Below are 19,880 nucleotides of genomic sequence, written 5' to 3'. Positions count from 1 at the left end.
TTTGTGTATAGTGAACGAGTCATAGGTATTTGATCTGTTAATACAAGTTTAAAGGGAATTGGTCTCTTTTTCACCGAAAAGTTGCATATAAATTCATGCGTTACACCGCAAACTTTAAATAGACCATAACACCCATTCTACACGACTTGCGATTAGTTCTCAATTCCTAATGAAACATAAAATTTTAGTTTGTTTTTAAAGGGATCAAATAAAGATCACTAATAAACCCCTTTAGCACCGCAAGTTCAGTTATTTTTTGTTCGTTTTGCGACATTGAGTCTAAAGTAATAACTAGCGGGGAATAGAAAAACTTGATTGTTCAAGGAACGCAGATCGGGTATGCACCACCGAAAAACACGCAATAGACCGACACGCATTTCGGCCCTTAAAAAAAACCGACCCTTCGCCTTACACCGCAAAAACCGCAATTTGACCCGTAAAAATTGAAACGAGGTGTTCATATTGCTTCCTTCTCATTGCTTTTGGATGCATCCATACCAACATATCCGCTGCCGGCAGGTCTATCCGGAAGTTGAAGCCAGCGCCTTTTCGCGTTCGGCAAAAGAAGCGGAGGGCTTGATGGCTGACGGACAAAGAATTTTAAGCAGGCTTTCAGCATCGCGTGCTTTGGCTCACCAAATCATGACGGCTGCCCAAAGCAACCAAAAAAATACCGTCCTTGCCCTGCTCAGACAAACCGGCGTCCGCAGCCAGCTTGATGCCTCTTTCGATCCCGACGGCATCCGCATCATGCTTATCAGCCCCCGCAGCAGAATATTCCTCCTCCTGCGTTGGTCTTAGCGCAAAAAAAATTCCGGTCCCTAAAAAGGAGCCGGAATTTTTTTATAAAAGTTTTTGACACCAATCAACGGCTTCAAGATAGCATTGATACGCTTCATCTTTTGTTAAGCCTTCTGTTTCTGGCGTGCTGTCTTCCCATTCGTTTCGTTCGATCGATTTTGCAAGCCGCAAGATTTTTCGATAATCGTTTTCTTTGCCGAGCAGTGCTTGTCCTACTTCGTCCGTCAGCGGCAGTTCGCTGATGACTTCCGCCAGTTCTTTGTGAAGCAGTGTATCGATAAATGAAAACATGCCTGTCAGCATATAAGAAGCCGGCTGAGGACGATTCGTTTTTTTCGCCAGCAATTCGCAAAGCTTCGCGCGGATCAGCGAAATCTTGACGACTTCGTTCTTGCTGGAGTTTTGTTTTTTCGTTAAATCCTTAAATGAGAGGATGAAGATCCACCTTTTGATTTCTTTAAATCCGAGAAGCACGATAGCCTGGCGGATGCTTTTAATCTTTTGAATCGGCCGATTGGCCGGAGAATTCAACAGCTTCAGCAGCTGGTAGGAAAGCGACAAATCGCGTTCTATAATATTTGTGACGTTTTCAATATCAGGCTGATCTTCGCTTAATTCATGCAGCAGCTCATAATAAGCATGGAAATGATATGTAATGTCCTGACCGTCAATCACAGCGGGCTCGCTGAAGAAATAGCCTTGAAACAGTTGAAATCCGTCTTTTGCAGCCTGCTCATAATCCTTTCGCGTCTCCACTTTTTCAGCGAGGAACGTCAGACGGTGGTTCCGGCATGATCGAAGGATGCTCTGTCTTTCCTGCCGCGTCGTTTTGAAAAAATCGATCTTCAAAATATCAATGGATGCCAAAAGCTGATGGAGCAAGTCCCTCTCCACGCGATGCTTTAAACAAAAATCATCAAGGGCAATCGTGTAGCCGAGGCTTTTCAAATGCCTGCACCTTTCGATAAGCTCAGGGGTGATCGGCACATCTTCAAGGATTTCTACAACGAGCTGGTCCGGATCAAAATAAGTCGGCAGCCCTGATGCCAAAAGACCTTCGGTAAAATTCACGTAATACCTTTTGCCTTCTGTCAATTTATCGATTCCAATGTTTAAAAAGCTGTTAATCATCAATTCTGTTGTCGCTTGATCACCGTCAATACCGGAAAAAAAGTTTTTCTCGCTTTCTCTGTATAAAAGCTCGTATGCGACAACTTGTTCTTTTCTGTTGAATATTGGCTGTCTGGCAACGAATACCCTCATTCTTTTTCCCCCTAGCGACTGAGGTGCCTTCGCTTTTAAGTATATCAATTAAATGAGCAAATCCCGTCCGCTTAAAAAATCCGCCCAAATATTGAACTTAATATTGAAAAACAGATAATCCCCGAAGAAATTATCTGTTTCAATCCCCAGTTATATTAAAAACTATCGTTTACAGAGTCAACCTTGATCCAGACCTTTTTTCGCCTTGATTTTTGCTTCGTGAATTTGCTGCATCTTGTTGTTCCAGCAAGCTTCGCTTAAATCGACAGGATATTCTTCGGGCTTGCTGATCCGCTTATACTCTTCCCAAAGCAAACTGAGATTTTCTTGAACATACCGCTTAATATCCTGAATGCTCGGATTCTCATAAACAAGCTCGCCTTTTTCAAAGATCGGCTGGTGAAGGTCTTTCGCATCAAAATTCGTCACAAACTTGCTGATAAACGTATGAACGGGGTGAAACATCTTCAGCCGCTCCTGTTCATTGACCTTTTCATAGTCCAAAGCGATATAATCGCCTTCTGAATGATGGTTCAGCTGATTGATGATTCTGTACACCTTTTTCAAGCCTGGAGTCGTCACTTTTTCCGGATTCGAAGAAATTTTAATCGTGTCTGCCATTTTTCCGTCTTCTTCGATGGAAACGAGTTTGTAAACCGCGCCGAGAGCCGGCTGATCATAAGCGGTAATCAGCTTTGTGCCGACGCCCCAGACGTCGATTTTTGCGCCCTGGGCTTTCAGGTTCATAATCGTATACTCATCAAGATCGCTTGAGGCGACGACTTTTGTATCTGTAAATCCGGCTTCATCCAGCATGGCTCTCGCTTTCTTGGACAAATAGGCGAGGTCTCCGCTGTCCAGGCGGATTCCCGAAAATTCAATTTGATCACCGAATTCCTTCGCCACTTTGATTGCATTTGGAATGCCGGAACGCACCGTATCATATGTATCGACCAAAAAGACACATTTTTTATGGGTTTCCGCATATTTTTTAAATGCCGTGTATTCGTCGCGGTAGGCTTGAACAAGCGCATGGGCGTGCGTGCCCGATACCGGAATGTCAAAACGTTTGCCGGCGCGGACATTGCTTGTCGCATCGAACCCGCCGATAATCGCGGCCCTTGCTCCCCACATCGCCGCGTCCATTTCATGCGCGCGCCTTGTTCCAAATTCGAGCGCCGTCTCATCTCCGATCACACTTTTGATTCTCGCGGCTTTTGTCGCGATCAATGTTTGGTAATTCACAATGTTGAGCAGAGCCGTTTCAATCAGCTGCGCTTCGGCCAAAGGCGCTTCGATCCTCATGATCGGTTCGTTTCCAAACACGATTTCGCCTTCCTGCATGGAATAAAGCGAACCGGTGAATCTCATATCTTTTAAAAAGCTGAGAAACTCATCTTTGAAGCCCAGCTCTTCTTTTAAATAAACTAAATCGCTTTCAGTAAATCTGAAATCCCGCAAAAACTCAATCGCTTTTTCAAGACCGGCAAAAACGGCAAAACCGCTGTCAAAAGGGAGCTTTCTGAAAAACAGTTCAAAAACGGCTTTCTTTTGATCAATGCCGTCGCGCCAATACGTTTCCGCCATATTAATTTGATATAGGTCTGTGTGTAGTGCTAGACTGTCGTCTGTAAAACGGTGTTCCAACCTTCATTTCTCCTTCCTCAATCTGACACTGAGGCTCCCAGGGTGTTTGCAAAATGAGAAAGAGCCCAGTCGTGCCCGTCCGGGTTAAAGCTAGCCACTGCGTTTTGATGAATGACAAGATTAAACCCTTTATTATAAGCGTCTACTGCGGTATGGAGCACGCATATATCTGTGCATACGCCAACGAGGTGCAGTTCTTTAATATCCCTTTCACGAAGCTTCAGCTCGAGGTTTGTCCCGGCAAAAGCAGAGTACCTTGTTTTTTCCATGTAATAGACATTCTGATCATGTTCGTGTTTTCGATAAAGCGCTTCAAGCCTTCCGTATAAATCCTGTCCTGATGTACCTTTTATATTATGTGGAGGAAACAAACGGGTTTCCGGATGATGCGAATCGCCGGCCTCGTGTGAATCGACTGCAAATACGACGTAATCGCCGTTTTGAATAAACGTTTCCGCGAGACGCGTCACGGCGTCTTCGATTTCCCGGCCTGGTTCTCCGCACGTCAGCTTTCCGTCAGCTGCGACAAAGTCATTTGTATAATCTATACATATAAGAGCTTTTTTCATTGCCGCCCTCCCCGCCTTTTGTATGATAGGTAACATTATAACTTATCTAAACGGACAAGTGAATGGCGAATCAAGCGGATATGGCTGCAAAGCCGCGCCAGCAGCGGGTTTTTTCTTTTTCAGAAAAAAACAAAAACCGCGGGTTTTCGCACGCCCTGTGGAAGACGCGTGCGAAAACCCGTGCCTCATCTCTTGTTTAAAACCGACTGCTCAAAGATGTCGTCCTGAACATAAATCGATTCTTTCTCTACAGCCTCGCGCGCTGCGAGGACAAGTCCAAGGGGAGTATCCGATTGCTGGTCGGACACGATGGAAAAAGGAACACCTTGTTTATTGGACTCCTTGATGTAAGGAGATAAATGAGAGTAGTCGATTTCACCGTTCAGCAATAATGTCGCATCCGCTTTTGAGCCAAGCGCATCAATGACTTCGCGGTATGCCTGCGGACGCAGCACTTGTCCTTTCGTCAATGCGATGATAACCCGTTCCCTCAGCGAGCCTAAAAACAGTCTGCGTTCATCCGGCTTCGTTTCGCGTGGTCCATACATTCCCTGCTGTAAATATTGATCCATTGATTGGTCGCTCACGTCTTAGACCCTCCAGTTTATCTTGCTGGCAGCTTGTTTTAAGCTGCGTTTTTTTATCAGTATGCCCATGAAAACAGCGGGCATGAGCCCGGGCTACATTTCGGTCACCCATTGTACAATCTTTTTGGACAGCTCCTCGGCCGCATCCGCTTCAGCCACTTTCGACAATGACCGGTCAAGCTTTTCGGCGAGCTCTGCTTTTTCTTCCTCATAAGAAATCAGCTTACTCCACTCCAGTTGCGGCACAGCCACAAGCGTATGAAATTCCTTTTTATTTTCATGGAGGTAAACGTCTGTGATCATCTGATCTTTGTTCAAGATGTTTGCCTTCCTTATTTTCATCTTTGTCACCTGCCTTATCTATCTTTTTTCCCATTATACTATAAAAAAGAAACAGCCTCTTTAAAAGAGGCTGTCACAGGTTCAATGACTTGAAACCGTCGATCACATCCGCATCTGTGAAGGATGTTTTATTGCTATTGTTTTGAATCAAACCGTAGTCCCCTGTTAAAAATGTACCCGCTCCTCCTCCGGAAACATCCGTGCACTTCGGGGAAATGGCAAACACATCTCCAAAGAAGGCTGCGCTGTCATCAACGACTTGCCTGATAAAAATCGGTCCGACGATCGCCGGCATCTTCACACCTCCGCCATTCAATTTATTAGCATCATATGTGAAAATGGGCAAAACGTTCAGACTTCAGCATTTTCCGCCGTTTCTTTTTTATACCTCTGCCTTAAACGGACAAGGCGGACGATATTCAATGTAAAAGCCTTGAGCAGGGCATAAGCCGGAACGGCCAGGATCATGCCGAGAATGCCTCCGAAGCTTCCGGCGCCGATTAATAAAAGGATGATCGTCAGCGGATGCGTATTCAGGCGGCGGCCGATAATCAGCGGCGACAGCAGATTTCCGTCAGTCTGCTGAACGGCAACGACGATGATCAGCGCGATGAGTGCTTTCGTCGGCGAGTCGAGAAAAGCGATAATGACAGCCGGTGTCGCTCCAAGAAACGGTCCGACATATGGAATAATATTCGTCACGGCAATAATCACGCCGAGAATCAGCGCGTATTTCACACCGGCGATCCAAAAACCGATGAAGCAAGCCGTTCCGACAAACATACAAACGATCAACTGTCCTTGAATGTAAGCCGCCAGCGTCTCATACAAATCCTTAAAAATTTTCAGTCCTTCATTTTTGTACTTGTCAGGCAGAATCTTGACAGCCAAATTCGGGAAACGGTTGCCGTCCTTCAGCATATAAAACAGGATGAACGGCACGGTAACAGCCGTGATCGCAATGTTGGTCACAACACCGAATACAGAAGACAGGCTCCCTGTAATATTCTCAGGCAGGCTCGTCAGATATTCGCCGATTGAGCTTTCGATTTTGGCAACCGATACGAAGTCCTGATTCATCATCCAAGTGAACCACTGCGAATTCGACATTTGCTTAATGAAAATCTGGATCTGTTTCACATAGGACGGGATGCTGTTAAACAGATCGGTCACCTGCTTTGTAAACACAGGACCGACAGCTGACAGCACAAACCCGATGAATGCCACAAACACTAAATAGATCAGCAGAATGGACAGCGTTCTCGGCAGCTTTTTCTCAAGAAACCGCACGATCGGATTGAATATAAAATACAAGATTCCCGCAATTAAAATCGGAGTAAATAAAGTCGATGCAAATACAATGATCGGTTCGAAAAGAAAAGACACTTTTGTCGACACATAAATAATAAGAAGAACCAATAAAATTTGCAGCGTCCAAAAATGGGTTTTTGATTTAAACAAGCTTTGTTTCCTCCCGGCTTTTTTCATTAATCTAAAAACTACTATTCCCACTAACGTCTGTCAACTGTTTTCCTTCCATTCATACGAAAAAGCTTTGACAGGGTTTCATTTCAACACCTTTTTGAGCAAAAAAGATTGACAGCTTCACCCGTTGTAAATACAATAATTACAACGGAAGGGTGATTTGATGAAGATCAGCAGCAGATTTACGATAGCCGTACATATGTTATCCTTGATGCAAGTCCGAAGCGACCATTTGACATCAGAGCAAATCGCAGACAGCGTCAATACCAATCCGGTCATCATCCGCCAAATCAGCAGATTGCTGAAAAAAGCGGGCTTGATTGAAGTAAAGCGCGGCACAGGCGGCGCGCACTTATTACGGGATGCCGGCGCCATTTCTTTGTATGATGTCTATAAAGCCGTCGAAGTTGTCGGTGAAGGCGAACTGTTTCACACTCACGAAAATCCCAATCCTGATTGCTGGGTTGGCGCGAATATCCACCAGGTTCTTGAGCTTATTTTATTAAAAGCGCAAACAGCCATGGAGACTATACTCAAAGAAATTTCTATAAAAGAATTGACTGATCTGATTATCCAAAAAAAGAATGCTTCTCAATGAGGCATGATTTTTTCCACCTTGTTGTAACACCCACGCTTACAACAGGCGTCTTGCATTATATTTTTTCGCCTCGTTGTAATATTGTTCATTACAACGGTGGGTACCATGTGATCAACACAGGCGAATTCGGATTTTCAACACATTAAGGGAGGACTTAACATGACGAATCATATAAAAGAAATCAACTGGGAGCAAAACACCAACTCTTACATTCAGCTCATACCGAATATTGAGTACACAAAAGTGAAAGACACTTCTTTGACATTACATTTGCTGGTGCGCCGCAATCCAATGGATGCGTTATTTAACCGGGAAGGCAATCAAGAAACATACCCGCTGATTATTTATCTGCAAGGGTGCGGATGGGGGTGGACAAAACAGGATACATCCGCCTTTATCCCCCAGCTGGTTCCATTTGTCGAGCAAGGCTATGTCGTGGCAAGCGTTCAATACAGAGGCAGCGGAGAGGCGGTGTTTCCGGCTCAGCTTCATGATGTGAAAACAGCTGTCCGCTTTTTAAAAGCAAATGCCGACCGCTATAACATCGATCCTGATAGAGTGGGAGTCTGGGGGGATTCTTCAGGCGGCCATTTGGCTCTTTTGCTTGGATTGACCGAAGGAATTGAAGAATTAGAAGGCCAGGACGAACACCGTCATGTATCGAGCAAAGTCGATGCGGTTGCGGACTGGTTCGGCCCGGTTGATCTTCTGTCCATGAGCAAGTATCCGTCCATCTTCGACCATGATTCACCCAATTCACCGGAATCCAAGCTGATCGGCGGACCTGTTCAAGAAAACAGAGAACAGGCGAAACAAGCGAGTCCGATAAGCTATGTTCACAGGGACGCGCCCCCCATTCTGATCATGCACGGGGATCAGGACGATGTCGTCCCTTATGAACAAAGCGTCCAATTGTTTGAAGCCTTAATAAAAGAAGGCCATGAAGCCCTTATGTATAAAATAAACGGGGCCGGACATAACGGTTTTACCCAGGCTCATACCCTTGACATCGTCAAATCGTTCTTCCGCAAACATTTAAAACATGGAAAAGCATGAACATTGAAGGCCGGATATCCGGCCTTTCAGTGTATATTCCTATCTTTTATGAATATTTTCTAAATTTTTTTCAGTATATCGGTATAAAGTTCACCTTCAGAAAATAAGATGAAAACGCTTACAACAAAACCATGAGGTGAACAACGATGAAAAAACTGGTACTGCTCATGCTTGTTTTGCTGGTCGTGTATCCGCATGTATCGAAAGCGGGAGGATTTAAAGGAGGAGGAGGCGATCCGGGTCACTGGTTCGCGGGAGACCCTGTTGAACATCCTGATCCCGCAAAACCGCCGATTGTATTTGTCCATGGATTAAACGGCTCTTCAAGCGCTTGGTTTGACGAAAATGACATGGCGGAGCAGGCGTGGAAAAACGGATATGATGCGGCTTTTATCGATCTCCACCCCGATAAAGACATGCAGGATAACGGAGCGATGCTGGCCGCGAAACTGCGCGAAATCTACCAGCATTTCGGCCGCAAGGTCATTCTCGTTTCCTACAGCAAAGGCGGAATTGACAGTCAGTCGGCGCTGATTCATCACAACGCATACCATTATGTCGAGCGCTTGATTACGCTCGGAACCCCCCATCACGGTTCGCAGCTGGCAGACCTTGCCTACAGCAGCTGGGCAGGATGGCTCGCCGATATTTTAGGCCAGAAAAATGACGCCGTTTACTCTCTCCAAACAGGGTTTATGAAATCGTTCCGCGATCAGACCGACAATCATCCCAATCGATCGAAAACCAAATATTTCACCTTGGCAGGCAATAAAATCGGCGGGTTCGGCAGCGTTTTATTTTTTGGAGGCGTCTATTTAAACATGTTTGGCGAAAATGACGGAGCCGTCACCGAAAAAAATGCGAGACTCCCTTACGCCACAAACCTGAATACAGGGAAGTGGGATCACTTCTCGATTATTAAAGGAAACCTCACATTTCCTGTATTTATGCCTTTATTGACGGTTCAGGCATATGCAAATGAAACAGCGGCCATCAAGGAAAACCTATCGTACCCTTTCATCAGAGGAGGGGAAAATCATGGATTGAGAGAAGAGGAATTCGCCGTTGAAAAAGGCGTCAAGGAAATAACCGTTCACTGGCTGAGCAATCATTCCTCGGGAAATATCAAATTGACAGATCCGCACGGCAAGCCGCTCAAAGATTTTTCAATAGCAAAGACGGCGGATGTTTTTGAAGGGGGATTCGTCCATTCCGCTGCCATTAAAAATCCGGCAGCAGGTACATGGAAGATCGCATCATCTGTCAAACAAAAAGAGGCGTTTTTGTTCATTGTGACGTTCGATTCTCCTCTGAACCAGCAAATTAAAAACGCAGTCACCAGGGAATCGGCAAATCTTGCGAATGTTAAGGCGTCCGTTCGTTCTATCCGCTATAAAAACGGAAAACAGGCCGAGAAAAAGTCGCTGAAACCAGCTTCCATCAATGCGCTGCAAAACAGCCTGTCATTCAAAAAAGCGGGCTTGTATTCGGTGACGATCGACCTTTCAGGAAAAACGGCAGACAACTCGCCGTTTAACAGGACGATCATCCGCTCTATTTATGTAAATGACAAAGGGGAGAAGTTTGAAAACAGCCCTTTGTCCGATTAAACCGTTCTTTTCATGGGAGATAAAGATTCATCGACCATGCGGTCAAGTTTTCTGATCTTTTCAAGCGCCAGCTTATGATCAATTTTGCGGTAATGGTGGTTTCCGCCCGGCTCTTCATCCAGCTCATCCGCTTTTTTGACGATTTCCTGCAGCTTGTTTTTATCGAGGTCCCCTTCTGGCAAATAGGAATCCGTATGAAGCAAAATCGCCAAAGCAATCTCTTTTGCCGCTTTCCGATCTTCGCCGAGGCGGATCAGCAGCTTGTGAGCGCGCTCGGCACCCTTTATCGCGTGAATGTCGTTTTGCTTGTATTTTTCATAATCCCATTCCCCGTCGGTATACCATTCATAATGACCGATATCGTGCAGCAAAGCCGCTTTTGTCGCGATATCAGGGTCTACTCCCGCTCGCACCGCCAGGCGGTATGCGTGGTAAGCGCAGGCTACGGCATGAGCTACACCGGAGCGTGTTAAATATTTTTGTGCGATTGGATGGGTGAATACATCCACTAATGTTACGTTTCTCATGTAAACCCCTCCTTTATATATTTTTAGAATCCTAACATATTTTCATGTAAATCTCAATTGATCTGACACATCATATTTAAAATTCCGCTATATGAGCCGGCGCCATAATAAAATAAAAACAAGCACAATCGATTTGATGTGCTTGTTTTTTTATTTTTCACAAAAACTCTTTAATGTCATACACTCTGCCGTTTTCAAAGTCGGTCTCAAGCAGATCGAGCAGAACGCCGGCGACGTAAGGCGTGCTTCTCAGCTTTCCTTCTGTTTGATAGGTTTTGAATCGTTCAATTTCATGAAAGTCTTTTTTCGATGATGAACGTATTACCTCTTGCATGCCGGTATCCATGATCCCCGGTGAGAAAGAAATCATTTTCACCGGATCAGATTGATCTTCCTGTTCAAAGCCGAATGTTTTCGTGAACATATCGAGCCCCGCTTTTGAACTGCAGTAGGCGCTCCATCCTTTATAAGGGTTTTTGGCCGCACCTGATGATATATTGACAATCGATTTTTTGCCTTTGTATGGCTTGAGCCATTTGGTAAACAGCTGGCTGAGAATCACCGGAGCTAACAAATTCAAGTCATAATGCAGCCTCAGCTCTTCCGGTTCAGCTTCACCGGCGCGCTTGATCGGCGTCACCATACCCGCATTGTTGATCAAGGTGATCGAAGTAAAATCGCGGGCTTGGACAGATTCTGTCAATTGCCGAAACCACTTTTCTGTTTCGGCGAGCTGTGTCAGATCAGCCTCATGCCGGATCAGCCTCTCATGACTGACTTCAGACTTGGTCCTTGAGACAGCGTGAACAATATGGCCTTTTTGCAAAAGCCCTTCGGCAATCGCGGCGCCAAGCCCTTTTGACGCTCCGGTAACAATGGATAAATGCATACGGCGTCCCTCCTTATCCATTATTGTACTGATTCATCAGCCTGCTTCTCAAGTGCAGCGGTTTTCTGTTCCGGAAGAAACGCGGCGAGCACGTAAAAAACCGCCGTCAGTAAACTGAACCATTCGAACACAATCAGCTGGAGAGCTGCCCCAAAAACAAGCAGACCTTGCGTCCATGAACCGCATTTCCCTTTTAAAATGCGAATCAAAGCAAAGATCATGATGGCGAGTGCTACACCCGAGCCTAGCAAGCCATAACCGTAGTGGACAAAGTCCGCCATTGCCTGATCGTGTCCCTCCCTCATCGATGGGTATATCAGTAAAATGATGCCTAATGTGCAGATGACCACAATGTAATAGAAAATGGATTCTAATATGAGCAGCCCGTGTACTGCCACAAGCATTAATAACCAAATCGACGCCAATGCAAAAGCTAACCATGCAGATAGCACCTTATAGAACCTCGGATTTTTCATTGTTGAGCGCTCCTATTTTTTCTGCTGTCCGCTGACTTTCGGAATCAAAAAGAACAGACCTGCGATGCATAAGAGGATCAGCAGACCGTATAAGATGGGCAGGAAGATGGATTGCCGACTTTCCGCAGCGTCATCTTCCCGTCCCGATAAGGACGGGTTTGCCGAGAATGACAGGTCAAGCTGCTTCAGCTTTGACGCCACGGAATTGCTTTCATTCGTGAAGCTTCCGGACAGGCTTTTCAGCTTTTCGATGGCATCTTCTTTTTTCGAATCTGTAAATGAGAATTCCTTCAGTTCTTCTGGAATTGATATTTCTTCCTTGTATTCCGTCTCTTCTTCCTGAAGATAGTCCGTCTCGATTTTAATATCCTGCTTTTCATACTCGTTTGGCTTTACATCGACTTTATCGGTTTCCTCCGCCTTCACGAACGGAGTGAAAAGAAAGAAGGAGAGCATGACTGCCATGATCCCCTTCTTTCCCCATTTCGCATTAAGCATCATGGTCAGTCTCGCTTTCTTCTGTTCTTGATTTTGCAAAATCGATAATAAAAGGAACAGCAATCGCGATGATCGTGATTAAAATTAATGCTCCGATTCCGAGTGCAAACTGGCTTCCAGTTCCGTACTGAATCGACATATATACGGTTGATACCGGATTGTTAAAGCTGAAGTTCGGCATCGCCAAGTCAAGCAGCGGCGCTACATAGAACAGCACCATAGCGGCTGTTGCGATTCCGCCTGCGATCGATCCCAGCATAAACGCCGTCCGGATGATGGCTGAACTTGCGACCAGCAGCAAGATCGTAAAGACCGACCACATGACAGCCTGATCGTCTGCGAGTGAGTAAATGTTCAAACCGAACAGACTGATCATCAGTCCGACAATAATATTCAAAATGCCAAACAGCGCGCCTCTGACTAAGAGCGGAGCATTTTGATAATGGTGGCTGAAATATCCGATCAGCAAGCTGGAAAGCATCACAATCACGAGAATGACGACCGGCGGTACGTTTTGCGCTTTCGACTCTGGAACATCCCCGCTGATTTTCACCGGACTTGCCAGATGATCGTATACATATCCGTCGTTTCCTCCGAACGCATTGCCGAGAATGCCGTACACGTCTCCGCGGATCAGCTTTGTCGTCGCGACATTTTGGCCCCAATTTGAATTCAGGGTATCCGCTTTTTTCTGAACATCGTTCACACTTTCCTGAATATTGCCCGTGTACTCGATGACGCCTGATTGCGTTTCCGACAAGGAACCGAGCATGTTAGACAGCTGCAAAATGTCATTTCCGAGCGTATCCTGCATGCTGATGACCATCGTTCCATCTGTCGCGTCTCCCTGCATGACCGTTGTTCCGGCGCCTTCCGGATTGCGCAGCTGTTCAGATACGGCATTTGCTCGTTCTGAAATCGTGCTGAGTTCATTCAGCACGTCAGTCTGCTTCTCACTAATGAAATCGCCGTAGCTTTTGACGAAATCGGTCATGTCTGTTGTGTAATTTTCAATGTCTTCATTTGTAGACAGCATATTATTTTTTAAATTGCTCCATTTTTCCGCTTCGGTTTCACCGATTTTAAGGACGGTATCCACGCTGTCTTTTTGCGCGGAGATAACATTGCTCTTAATTGAATAATCTACTGATCCGTATAGCGTTGTTCTATATACAGACAACGTATTATGATATCTGAGAAGGTCGCGGACATCTCTTGTATTGATTTTAGAAGCAAAAGCCTCTTTTAATGCTTCTTTTCTCTCAGTACCCATCGGGTAGCTTAATATTTCGTTTTCAAGTGTTTCGATTTGACTGTAAATCGTCTTAAAGTCTTCATTCTGGCTCTCTTCAAGCTTTGTAATTCGCCCGTTCAGCTTTTCGACATTTTGATTTAAGTCTTTAATCGTATTCGTTAATTCAGCGACTTTATCATCAAATTTTTCTAGCTGTTTTTTCAACTCTTCATTATGCGTTTCCTGTTTTTCGCGAAGATCTGTTTCCACCTTTTCAATTCTAGCGGCGGCTTCATTGAGCTGTGCTTTTAACTTGGTAATTTCGTCTTCAGGCTCGTCTCCCGGGTTCTCCGTTTGGCCGTCTTCGCCTGTTCCCTTATCGCCTGCATCATCTGCAGAAGTTGAACCGTCCTGCTGACCGTTTTCCCCGGTTTCAGGAGAAGGTTCTTGACCCTGATTCGGCTCTCCGGCAGATGGTTCTTGATCTCCTGAATTGCCGCCATCATTCCCTGAGGAATCCTTTAGCCCGTCCGATAATTCTTTAAGATCAGCCGCAATGTTCTTCAATTCATCTTGCTGTTCTTGAAGATCGATTTTTAAATCTTTCGGCTGTTCTTCGTCGTCATTTTGATCTTCATCATCGTTATCTTGATCATCACCAGGATTTGTGGTGCCTGGATCTTCCTGTGGAACGGTTAACACTGAGCGCCTCTCTATTAATTTAGGTTGAAGCACGCTCAGATTATAGCTTCTCGTTTGGGCCTGATAATCATCGATCAACTCATTCTGAATCCTGTCAATTCCGCTCATTTGTAACGGCACCTGATTTTCACGCGTCGTTTGCAGGTTTTGAAAAGAGTTCGCAGTCAGGCTGAATTGATTTTGCAAACCGTTGAATGAAGCGGCCATGCCGCTCATTTGTTCATTGAAACGGCTCGTTGCGCTGGACTGCTTTTCCTTAATCACCGTAAGGCCGTCTTGAATTTGCTTTTCACTGTCCGCTTGTGCAGCTTGAAGCAGTTCCGACTGCTTTTCTTGATATTGTTTGTACTGATTGACGTTGTCGACGAAGCTGTCCAATTGTTTTTTGGATTCTTCTACGCCTGCGTTGCGCTCTTTTGATGTGCCTTCTGTTTCATTGATCGATTCTTTTAGCCTGTCGATCATCTCTTTTTGTCTTTCTACTTCGCCCGCTAAATTGTTGGAGCTCGGCTTGTAAAAATTGTACATCGCGTTTTGGAACTCTGATTCTTTGTTTACGATGCTGTCAAACTCTTTTCTGACCTTTTTGACTCCCTGTTTGACAAAGCGCCAATACAGGGAAGACATTTTTTTGCTCACCGTTTTTTGCGCGTCTTGAAGTTCGCGCTGGACTTTTTCCTTGTTGACGGCGTCAAGCTGGTCCTGAATTTTAAATTCCAGCTCCGCTTTTTGTGGACGCTCATGGTTGTAGCTTAAAATGTTTTGCGAAAAGTCCGACGGAATGTAGACAATCGCATCGTATTGCTTCTCCGAAAGTCCGCTTTCTGCTGCGCTCCGGTTGACGACCGTCCATTTATAGTCCGGACGGTCAACCAGGGAAGCCGAGATTTCGTTCCCCAGCAGCGCATCTTCATCAACGGTTCCGTCATCTTTCAAAATGCCGGTATCTTCATTGACGACAGCGATTTCCCTTGTCGCGTTCGATACCTTTTTCGTCGGGTTCTCACCGATGAAATGAAAGAACAAGACGGGCAGCAAGATGATCGTGACGAAGGCGCTGATAATTTTCAGCGTGCTTTTTTGTTGTTCCGTCATTTCGTTTTCTTCCTTTCTACGGCACATAAAGGAATTTGAATTTTCCTCTCTTTGCCGTTTTCAACGATATAGCCAAAGCCCGGGAGAATTTCCGGCTCCTGGCGTTCATATGGGAGCTGAATCAAATTCTGCTCGGATTTTTTCATCAATAGCATGGCGTGTCTGACCTGCTTGACTTCGCTTGTCAGCGAATCATAGCCTTTTGTGAACTCGCTGTGATTTCCGGCAGGTATAAAGTGGAAGCCTAAATGGGCGTATGACTTCATAAACATCGCCATTTTATCCTGAATAGATGCGTCGATCGTCTGCTGGAACCGTGAAAGTCCGTCGACGATAAAGACCATCGGTGAAAAATCAAGGTTGGCGATTTCGCCTTGTTTAACGGCTTCCAAATACATCGCTTCTCTTGTCCGGCAAATTTCTTCCGTCTCAGCCAGCCAGAGCATAATGTCGTCTTTTGTTTCAAGATAGCTGATTTGATCCTCTGTCGCATATTGAGAAAGCCCTCTGTCTATCGAATCAAACACGGCAATTTTTTTCGTGTCATGGTCAAGCAGGTGCTCGAGCATGATCTTGATGACGTTTGTTTTTCCGCGCTGCGTCTGACCCATGATGAGGCAGTGCTTATTTTTCTCAAGGTTAAAGTATACCGGTTCGACAGATTCTTCATCGAGTCCCATTGGAATAAGGCCTCTTTCAGGCTGAAGCGGATAATCTCTCACAAACTGCGTAACGGAAAGCTCCAGCGGCAGCATCGGCACAGGCGCCGGCTTTCTCATGCCTTCCGACCGTTCTGCGATCGCCTGAATGTCGGATTTGATCCGTTCAAACAGCTCGATATCATTGTCCGCTTCCACAGGCATAAACATTTGTGCGAAGTATTGGTTTTCTTTATTGATAATGACGCGTCCAGGGATCGGTTCAAGGCTGAATTCCGGCCTTCCGATGATCGAATATGCTTCAGACTGATCCATCAGGTAGTGGACAACCCTCGTTTTCAGGTTGTTCAAGAGCGACTGTCTGATCGCATTGACCCTTGTCGCGGTCAGGATTAAATAAATTCCAAGCGACTGGCCGTCGCGTGAAAACTGGATAAATTCGCTTTCAAGTTCATGCATTTCGTCTTTAATGATGTCAAAGTTGTCGACCGTTATGAAAATAAACGGCAGCTTTTCCTCATTCAGCGCATTGTACATCTTGATATGGCTGATTTCTTTTGCGCGGAAAAGATTTTTCCGGTGCTCGATTTCCGCCTTGATCCGGATCATGAATTTCTCGATTTTTCTCGTTTGGTCCATCAAGAAATAATCCGCGGTATGCGGAAGCCTTGCAAGCGGAAGCAGCGTTCCGTTGCCAAAGTCGAAAATGTAGTAATGCAATTCTTCCGGTGTATATTGTTCGGCAAAGCTCATCATGAACGTCGTAGCGGTCAGGGATTTTCCGTAGCCTGACGATCCGACGATGCCGATATTGCCGTCATCCATCATGCGATAGCTGATCGGCTCCTGGCTTTGCTTTTCAGGTTCATCGATATAAGCAAAGTTAAAGGCATCCGCTTCCTCAGACGGGTAGCGTGTTTTAGGTATGCGCTCTTCAAGAGGCGGCAGCCAAGGGCTCGGAAGCTTCTCGATTCCCATTTCCTCTTGAATCCGTTCAATTTGTTCGACGACTGCGGAAATTTCCGTTACGGCCTCTTTTTTCGCAGTATGATCGGCGTCAACGTCTGACAAAGGAATTAAACCGGTGTCTGTGACGATCGCCACTTCATCCTCTGTGCCGTAGCCGTCCTCCATGTAAGGGGCGCCGCTCCATGCAGACTGGAACAGTTCATACACCTCATTGTTGCCGACTTGCAAATAACCGCGGCCCGTTACCGTGATGGTAGCCGCATCCCCATTTTTAAGGATTTCTTTACTGTCATTCGCATCCTGAACCTTCAAGGCGACCTTGAATCTGGAGTTACTCCAAATCTGGTCGTCGATGATGCCGCCCGGTTTTTGCGTCGCCAAGATTAAGTGCACCCCGAGACTTCGGCCGATCCTTGCCGCGCTGACAAGCTCGCGGATAAATTCCGGTTCTTCGCTTTTCAGCTCGGCAAATTCGTCTGAAATTAAGAAAAGGTGCGGCATCGCCGTTTTCGCTTTTTTCTGTTTGTAAAGCTTTGTATAGTCATTGATATGGTTGACTTTATACTGATCAAAGAGCCGCTGCCTTTTCTTCAGCTCACTCTTAATGGACGCCAGCGCCCGGTTGCTGAAGTTCTTGCTGCCTTCAATGTTAGTAATCGTTCCGAGCAAATGCGGGATGTTCCGGAACGGCTGCGCCATTCCGCCCCCTTTGTAGTCGATTAACAAAAATGCGACTTCATGCGGGTGGAAGTGAACGGCCAAAGACAAAATATAAGTCTGCAAAAATTCACTTTTACCCGAACCGGTCGTTCCGGCAAGCAGCCCGTGGGGGCCGTGGGCTTTTTCGTGAAGATTTAAATGAACAATGTCGTCTTTTCCTTTATAGCCGATCGGTACGGCCAAAGATTTGGCCGATTCGCTTGTCAACCATTTTTGGCCAATACCGATGTCATCGACTTCCTTCACTTGGAACAGTTCGAGAAACGATACGGTATCAGGAATCGAATTCGTCATGCCCGTCTGGTGGTCAAGCGTTCTCAGCGTCCGGGAAAACAGTTCGTTGTCTTCCCTGTTGTGGTGATCCAGCTGAAACGGGATCTGGACGGCTTTCTTTTGCTTGATCAAAATGTCGCCTTCCTGTTCAGTAATATAACGAACAAGAGTATGAATGTTTTCGGACAGGCTTTCTTTCGTCTCTGCCGCCACGATTGTCGACACTCCGAGGTTTTTCTGCTTGCCTTCCAAATATTCTAAAATGACGTGTTCCGCGATGAGCTGCTGATTTGTGATGATAAACACAAAGTGCGGCTTATACAAAGTTTTCTTTTTGTTTTCATCTAAATCCCGTTCTCTCAAAATTTCATATATGCTTGAAAGGAGCTGATCTCTTGTCTGTTCGTTGTAAATAAACCCTTTCGCATAAATATGAGGCATCTGAAAATGCGGAAGCCACTTCATCCATTCCCATTCTTGATACTCGGCTTCGTCAAAAATAAAGACAAAGCGCAAATCATGATAGCTGTGGAAAAATGCGAGCTGGCCGACAAGCTGATGAATTTCATTTTTGACGACGGACAATTTTCCGACGACGCCCATCGGGCCTTCAGCAAGATTCACGGTGATCGGTGCATTTTTCAGTTCTCTGTAGACCTCTTCCATTTTTTGCGTTTGTTCAAGGAGATGGTCTGTATCGCGATTGGCCAAATCTCCGCCGTTCAAATTGATTTGGTATGAAGATGCAACATTTCCCGTTCCAAGGCGGATTTGCAGAAAATCGGCGCTTTCAATCGATTTTTCCCAAATCCGTCCGCTGATCTCCTTTGTTAAATATTTCATTCTCTCGAATGTAGGAAAATGGAAATCAAGGACGAACTTTTGCCTTTCTGCAAGTTCGTGCAGCTCTTTCTTTTTGTTTTCAAGGTAAAGGGTGTAGACCCGCTCTCTTTTTTCTTCTCTTTTTTTACGCTGATTTTTGTCGCGGAAGTACTGCACGGTTGACGTAATCAGCGTCATCATAAACATCGCAAGGGAGACGATGATAAAAATTCCCCGCGGCTGAATGAGCGCCACGATCCCCATGACGAGCAACATGACGATCGGAGGCAGAATCATCAGCCATAAGCCTCTGTTGTCTCCGTCGCTTTCCTGTGCCGGGAAGCTGAAGGATATCTTTTCATCCGGCAGATCGTAAATCATTCTCGGCGGCCTGCGGTATTGCGGATATTTATTTTTTGTCTCCGAGCTCGGCTTGAGAATGTTCTCCAAAGACGTATCATATTGCCCGAACCCCTCGATTTCCAAGAGGTCATCTTCAATGATGCGAAGAATATTCAGTCCAAATGCGATTTCGTCTCCATTTTGCACGGAGACCGAAGCGGACACTTCTTCTCCGTTCAAATAAATTTTGGCGCCATTCGGCAGGACATTCCATCGCCCGTCGAGGCGGATGAAGGAGAATGTACCTTTTTCTCCAAAGAATGAATCCGTTTCATTGAAATAAACATCCGCTTCTTGATCAAGGGAAGAAATGACGACTTCCTGTCTCTCTCCTAAATAGTAGGCGGGAACGCTGTCGGATTCTTCGGCTAAAAAAAGTGTCAGCTGTTCAGCGCCGCTTTGGACGGACGCCTTTCCGCCAAGCTTTAAAGAAGAAACAGTCTCCCCTCCCAGCTGCACGTTGAAAGCGTCTGAGTCCTTCTGCTTTTCCAGTACCACCGGGCCTTTTTCAAACGAAAAATGCTTGATCGTGACAGAATGTTTCAAATCCGGCCCGATGGTGAGCGTGCGGCTGTTCTGATCATCCAGTTTTATTTTTTGATAGTTTTTATGATAAAAAATCCATAACAGACTCATTTCCCCGCCTCCTGCCAACA

General features: G+C 45.6%; 17 protein-coding genes. 4 read left to right on the top strand and 13 right to left on the bottom strand.

The window, feature by feature from the left end; genetic code table 11:
- Positions 1 to 453 precede the first annotated feature (453 nt).
- Positions 454 to 801 (top strand): hypothetical protein, encoded by a 348-nt coding sequence (locus tag LQ247_RS04800; RefSeq protein WP_223254849.1) that lies wholly within the window; start codon positions 454 to 456, stop codon positions 799 to 801.
- Between the two features lie 42 nt (positions 802 to 843).
- Here LQ247_RS04800 and LQ247_RS04795 read toward each other — a convergent pair whose 3' ends face one another.
- From LQ247_RS04795 to LQ247_RS04765, 7 genes are all read right to left on the bottom strand, one after another.
- On the bottom strand, positions 844 to 2,064 hold the full coding sequence (locus LQ247_RS04795) for an EAL and HDOD domain-containing protein (protein ID WP_035337594.1): 1,221 nt from the start codon (positions 2,062 to 2,064) through the stop codon (positions 844 to 846).
- A 177-nt stretch (positions 2,065 to 2,241) separates the two neighbouring features.
- Entirely contained in the window at positions 2,242 to 3,711 is a 1,470-nt protein-coding gene (locus tag LQ247_RS04790) for a nicotinate phosphoribosyltransferase (RefSeq protein ID WP_145625262.1), read from the bottom strand.
- Between the two features lie 17 nt (positions 3,712 to 3,728).
- The gene (locus LQ247_RS04785) at positions 3,729 to 4,280 is read right to left on the bottom strand and encodes a cysteine hydrolase family protein (protein WP_231005627.1); all 552 of its coding nucleotides are present in this window, start codon (positions 4,278 to 4,280) and stop codon (positions 3,729 to 3,731) included.
- A gap of 185 nt (positions 4,281 to 4,465) precedes the next feature.
- Entirely contained in the window at positions 4,466 to 4,867 is a 402-nt protein-coding gene (locus LQ247_RS04780) for a YueI family protein (protein WP_025809741.1), read from the bottom strand.
- Positions 4,868 to 4,960: 93 nt separating this feature from the next.
- On the bottom strand, positions 4,961 to 5,209 hold the full coding sequence (locus LQ247_RS04775) for a YueH family protein (RefSeq protein WP_020452797.1): 249 nt from the start codon (positions 5,207 to 5,209) through the stop codon (positions 4,961 to 4,963).
- 73 nt (positions 5,210 to 5,282) lie between these two features.
- Positions 5,283 to 5,504: a spore germination protein gene (locus LQ247_RS04770; protein ID WP_020452798.1), complete on the bottom strand. Its 222-nt coding sequence runs from the start codon at positions 5,502 to 5,504 to the stop codon at positions 5,283 to 5,285.
- A 56-nt stretch (positions 5,505 to 5,560) separates the two neighbouring features.
- On the bottom strand, positions 5,561 to 6,670 hold the full coding sequence (locus LQ247_RS04765) for an AI-2E family transporter (RefSeq protein ID WP_023856161.1): 1,110 nt from the start codon (positions 6,668 to 6,670) through the stop codon (positions 5,561 to 5,563).
- Positions 6,671 to 6,857: 187 nt separating this feature from the next.
- Here LQ247_RS04765 and LQ247_RS04760 point away from each other — a divergent pair, with 187 nt between their 5' ends.
- The 3 genes from LQ247_RS04760 (at position 6,858) to LQ247_RS04750 (ending at position 9,958) form a co-directional block, all read left to right on the top strand.
- Positions 6,858 to 7,292: an Rrf2 family transcriptional regulator gene (locus LQ247_RS04760; RefSeq protein WP_020452800.1), complete on the top strand. Its 435-nt coding sequence runs from the start codon at positions 6,858 to 6,860 to the stop codon at positions 7,290 to 7,292.
- A gap of 159 nt (positions 7,293 to 7,451) precedes the next feature.
- Positions 7,452 to 8,348: a prolyl oligopeptidase family serine peptidase gene (locus LQ247_RS04755; protein WP_025809744.1), complete on the top strand. Its 897-nt coding sequence runs from the start codon at positions 7,452 to 7,454 to the stop codon at positions 8,346 to 8,348.
- 146 nt (positions 8,349 to 8,494) lie between these two features.
- Entirely contained in the window at positions 8,495 to 9,958 is a 1,464-nt protein-coding gene (locus tag LQ247_RS04750; protein ID WP_231005625.1) for an esterase/lipase family protein, read from the top strand.
- Here LQ247_RS04750 and LQ247_RS04745 read toward each other — a convergent pair.
- From LQ247_RS04745 to essC, 6 genes are all read right to left on the bottom strand, one after another.
- Positions 9,955 to 10,485: an HD domain-containing protein gene (locus tag LQ247_RS04745; protein WP_020452803.1), complete on the bottom strand. Its 531-nt coding sequence runs from the start codon at positions 10,483 to 10,485 to the stop codon at positions 9,955 to 9,957. The two genes, LQ247_RS04750 and LQ247_RS04745, sit on opposite strands and share 4 nt — an antisense overlap.
- A 157-nt stretch (positions 10,486 to 10,642) precedes the next feature.
- Positions 10,643 to 11,374 carry a (S)-benzoin forming benzil reductase gene (locus LQ247_RS04740; RefSeq protein WP_101561515.1) on the bottom strand — a complete coding sequence of 244 codons (732 nt, stop codon included), beginning with the start codon at positions 11,372 to 11,374 and terminating at the stop codon, positions 10,643 to 10,645.
- A 20-nt stretch (positions 11,375 to 11,394) separates the two neighbouring features.
- A complete protein-coding gene (locus LQ247_RS04735) occupies positions 11,395 to 11,850 on the bottom strand; it encodes a hypothetical protein (protein ID WP_023856164.1) in 456 nt (151 codons plus the stop codon).
- 12 nt (positions 11,851 to 11,862) lie between these two features.
- On the bottom strand, positions 11,863 to 12,351 hold the full coding sequence (essA, locus tag LQ247_RS04730) for a type VII secretion protein EssA (protein WP_025809752.1): 489 nt from the start codon (positions 12,349 to 12,351) through the stop codon (positions 11,863 to 11,865).
- The gene (esaA, locus tag LQ247_RS04725) at positions 12,341 to 15,379 is read right to left on the bottom strand and encodes a type VII secretion protein EsaA (protein ID WP_231005623.1); all 3,039 of its coding nucleotides are present in this window, start codon (positions 15,377 to 15,379) and stop codon (positions 12,341 to 12,343) included. The genes essA and esaA overlap by 11 nt, the downstream gene beginning before the upstream one ends.
- The gene (gene essC / locus LQ247_RS04720) at positions 15,376 to 19,860 is read right to left on the bottom strand and encodes a type VII secretion protein EssC (protein WP_144498848.1); all 4,485 of its coding nucleotides are present in this window, start codon (positions 19,858 to 19,860) and stop codon (positions 15,376 to 15,378) included. The genes esaA and essC overlap by 4 nt, the downstream gene beginning before the upstream one ends.
- Positions 19,861 to 19,880 lie beyond the last annotated feature (20 nt).

It is taken from the genome of Bacillus sp. BS3(2021) (genome assembly GCF_021043345.1).
GTDB classification, from domain to species: Bacteria; Bacillota; Bacilli; order Bacillales; family Bacillaceae; genus Bacillus; species Bacillus paralicheniformis.
Note: the sequence above shows the minus strand (reverse complement) of the source record. Positions and strands in the feature narration are given on the sequence as shown.

Excerpts from the sequence above, each read along its gene's own strand:
- LQ247_RS04785 (WP_231005627.1), bottom strand. The coding sequence starts at position 4,280 with ATGAAAAAAGCTCTTATATGTATAGATTATACAAATGACTTTGTCGCA.
- LQ247_RS04755 (WP_025809744.1), top strand. The coding sequence starts at position 7,452 with ATGACGAATCATATAAAAGAAATCAACTGGGAGCAAAACACCAACTCT.
- LQ247_RS04750 (WP_231005625.1), top strand. The coding sequence starts at position 8,495 with ATGAAAAAACTGGTACTGCTCATGCTTGTTTTGCTGGTCGTGTATCCG.
- essA (WP_025809752.1), bottom strand. The coding sequence starts at position 12,351 with ATGATGCTTAATGCGAAATGGGGAAAGAAGGGGATCATGGCAGTCATG.
- LQ247_RS04770 (WP_020452798.1), bottom strand. The coding sequence starts at position 5,504 with ATGCCGGCGATCGTCGGACCGATTTTTATCAGGCAAGTCGTTGATGAC.
- LQ247_RS04745 (WP_020452803.1), bottom strand. The coding sequence starts at position 10,485 with ATGAGAAACGTAACATTAGTGGATGTATTCACCCATCCAATCGCACAA.
- esaA (WP_231005623.1), bottom strand. The coding sequence starts at position 15,379 with ATGACGGAACAACAAAAAAGCACGCTGAAAATTATCAGCGCCTTCGTC.
- LQ247_RS04775 (WP_020452797.1), bottom strand. The coding sequence starts at position 5,209 with ATGAAAATAAGGAAGGCAAACATCTTGAACAAAGATCAGATGATCACA.
- LQ247_RS04740 (WP_101561515.1), bottom strand. The coding sequence starts at position 11,374 with ATGCATTTATCCATTGTTACCGGAGCGTCAAAAGGGCTTGGCGCCGCG.
- essC (WP_144498848.1), bottom strand. The coding sequence starts at position 19,860 with ATGAGTCTGTTATGGATTTTTTATCATAAAAACTATCAAAAAATAAAA.
- LQ247_RS04735 (WP_023856164.1), bottom strand. The coding sequence starts at position 11,850 with ATGAAAAATCCGAGGTTCTATAAGGTGCTATCTGCATGGTTAGCTTTT.
- LQ247_RS04760 (WP_020452800.1), top strand. The coding sequence starts at position 6,858 with ATGAAGATCAGCAGCAGATTTACGATAGCCGTACATATGTTATCCTTG.
- LQ247_RS04795 (WP_035337594.1), bottom strand. The coding sequence starts at position 2,064 with ATGAGGGTATTCGTTGCCAGACAGCCAATATTCAACAGAAAAGAACAA.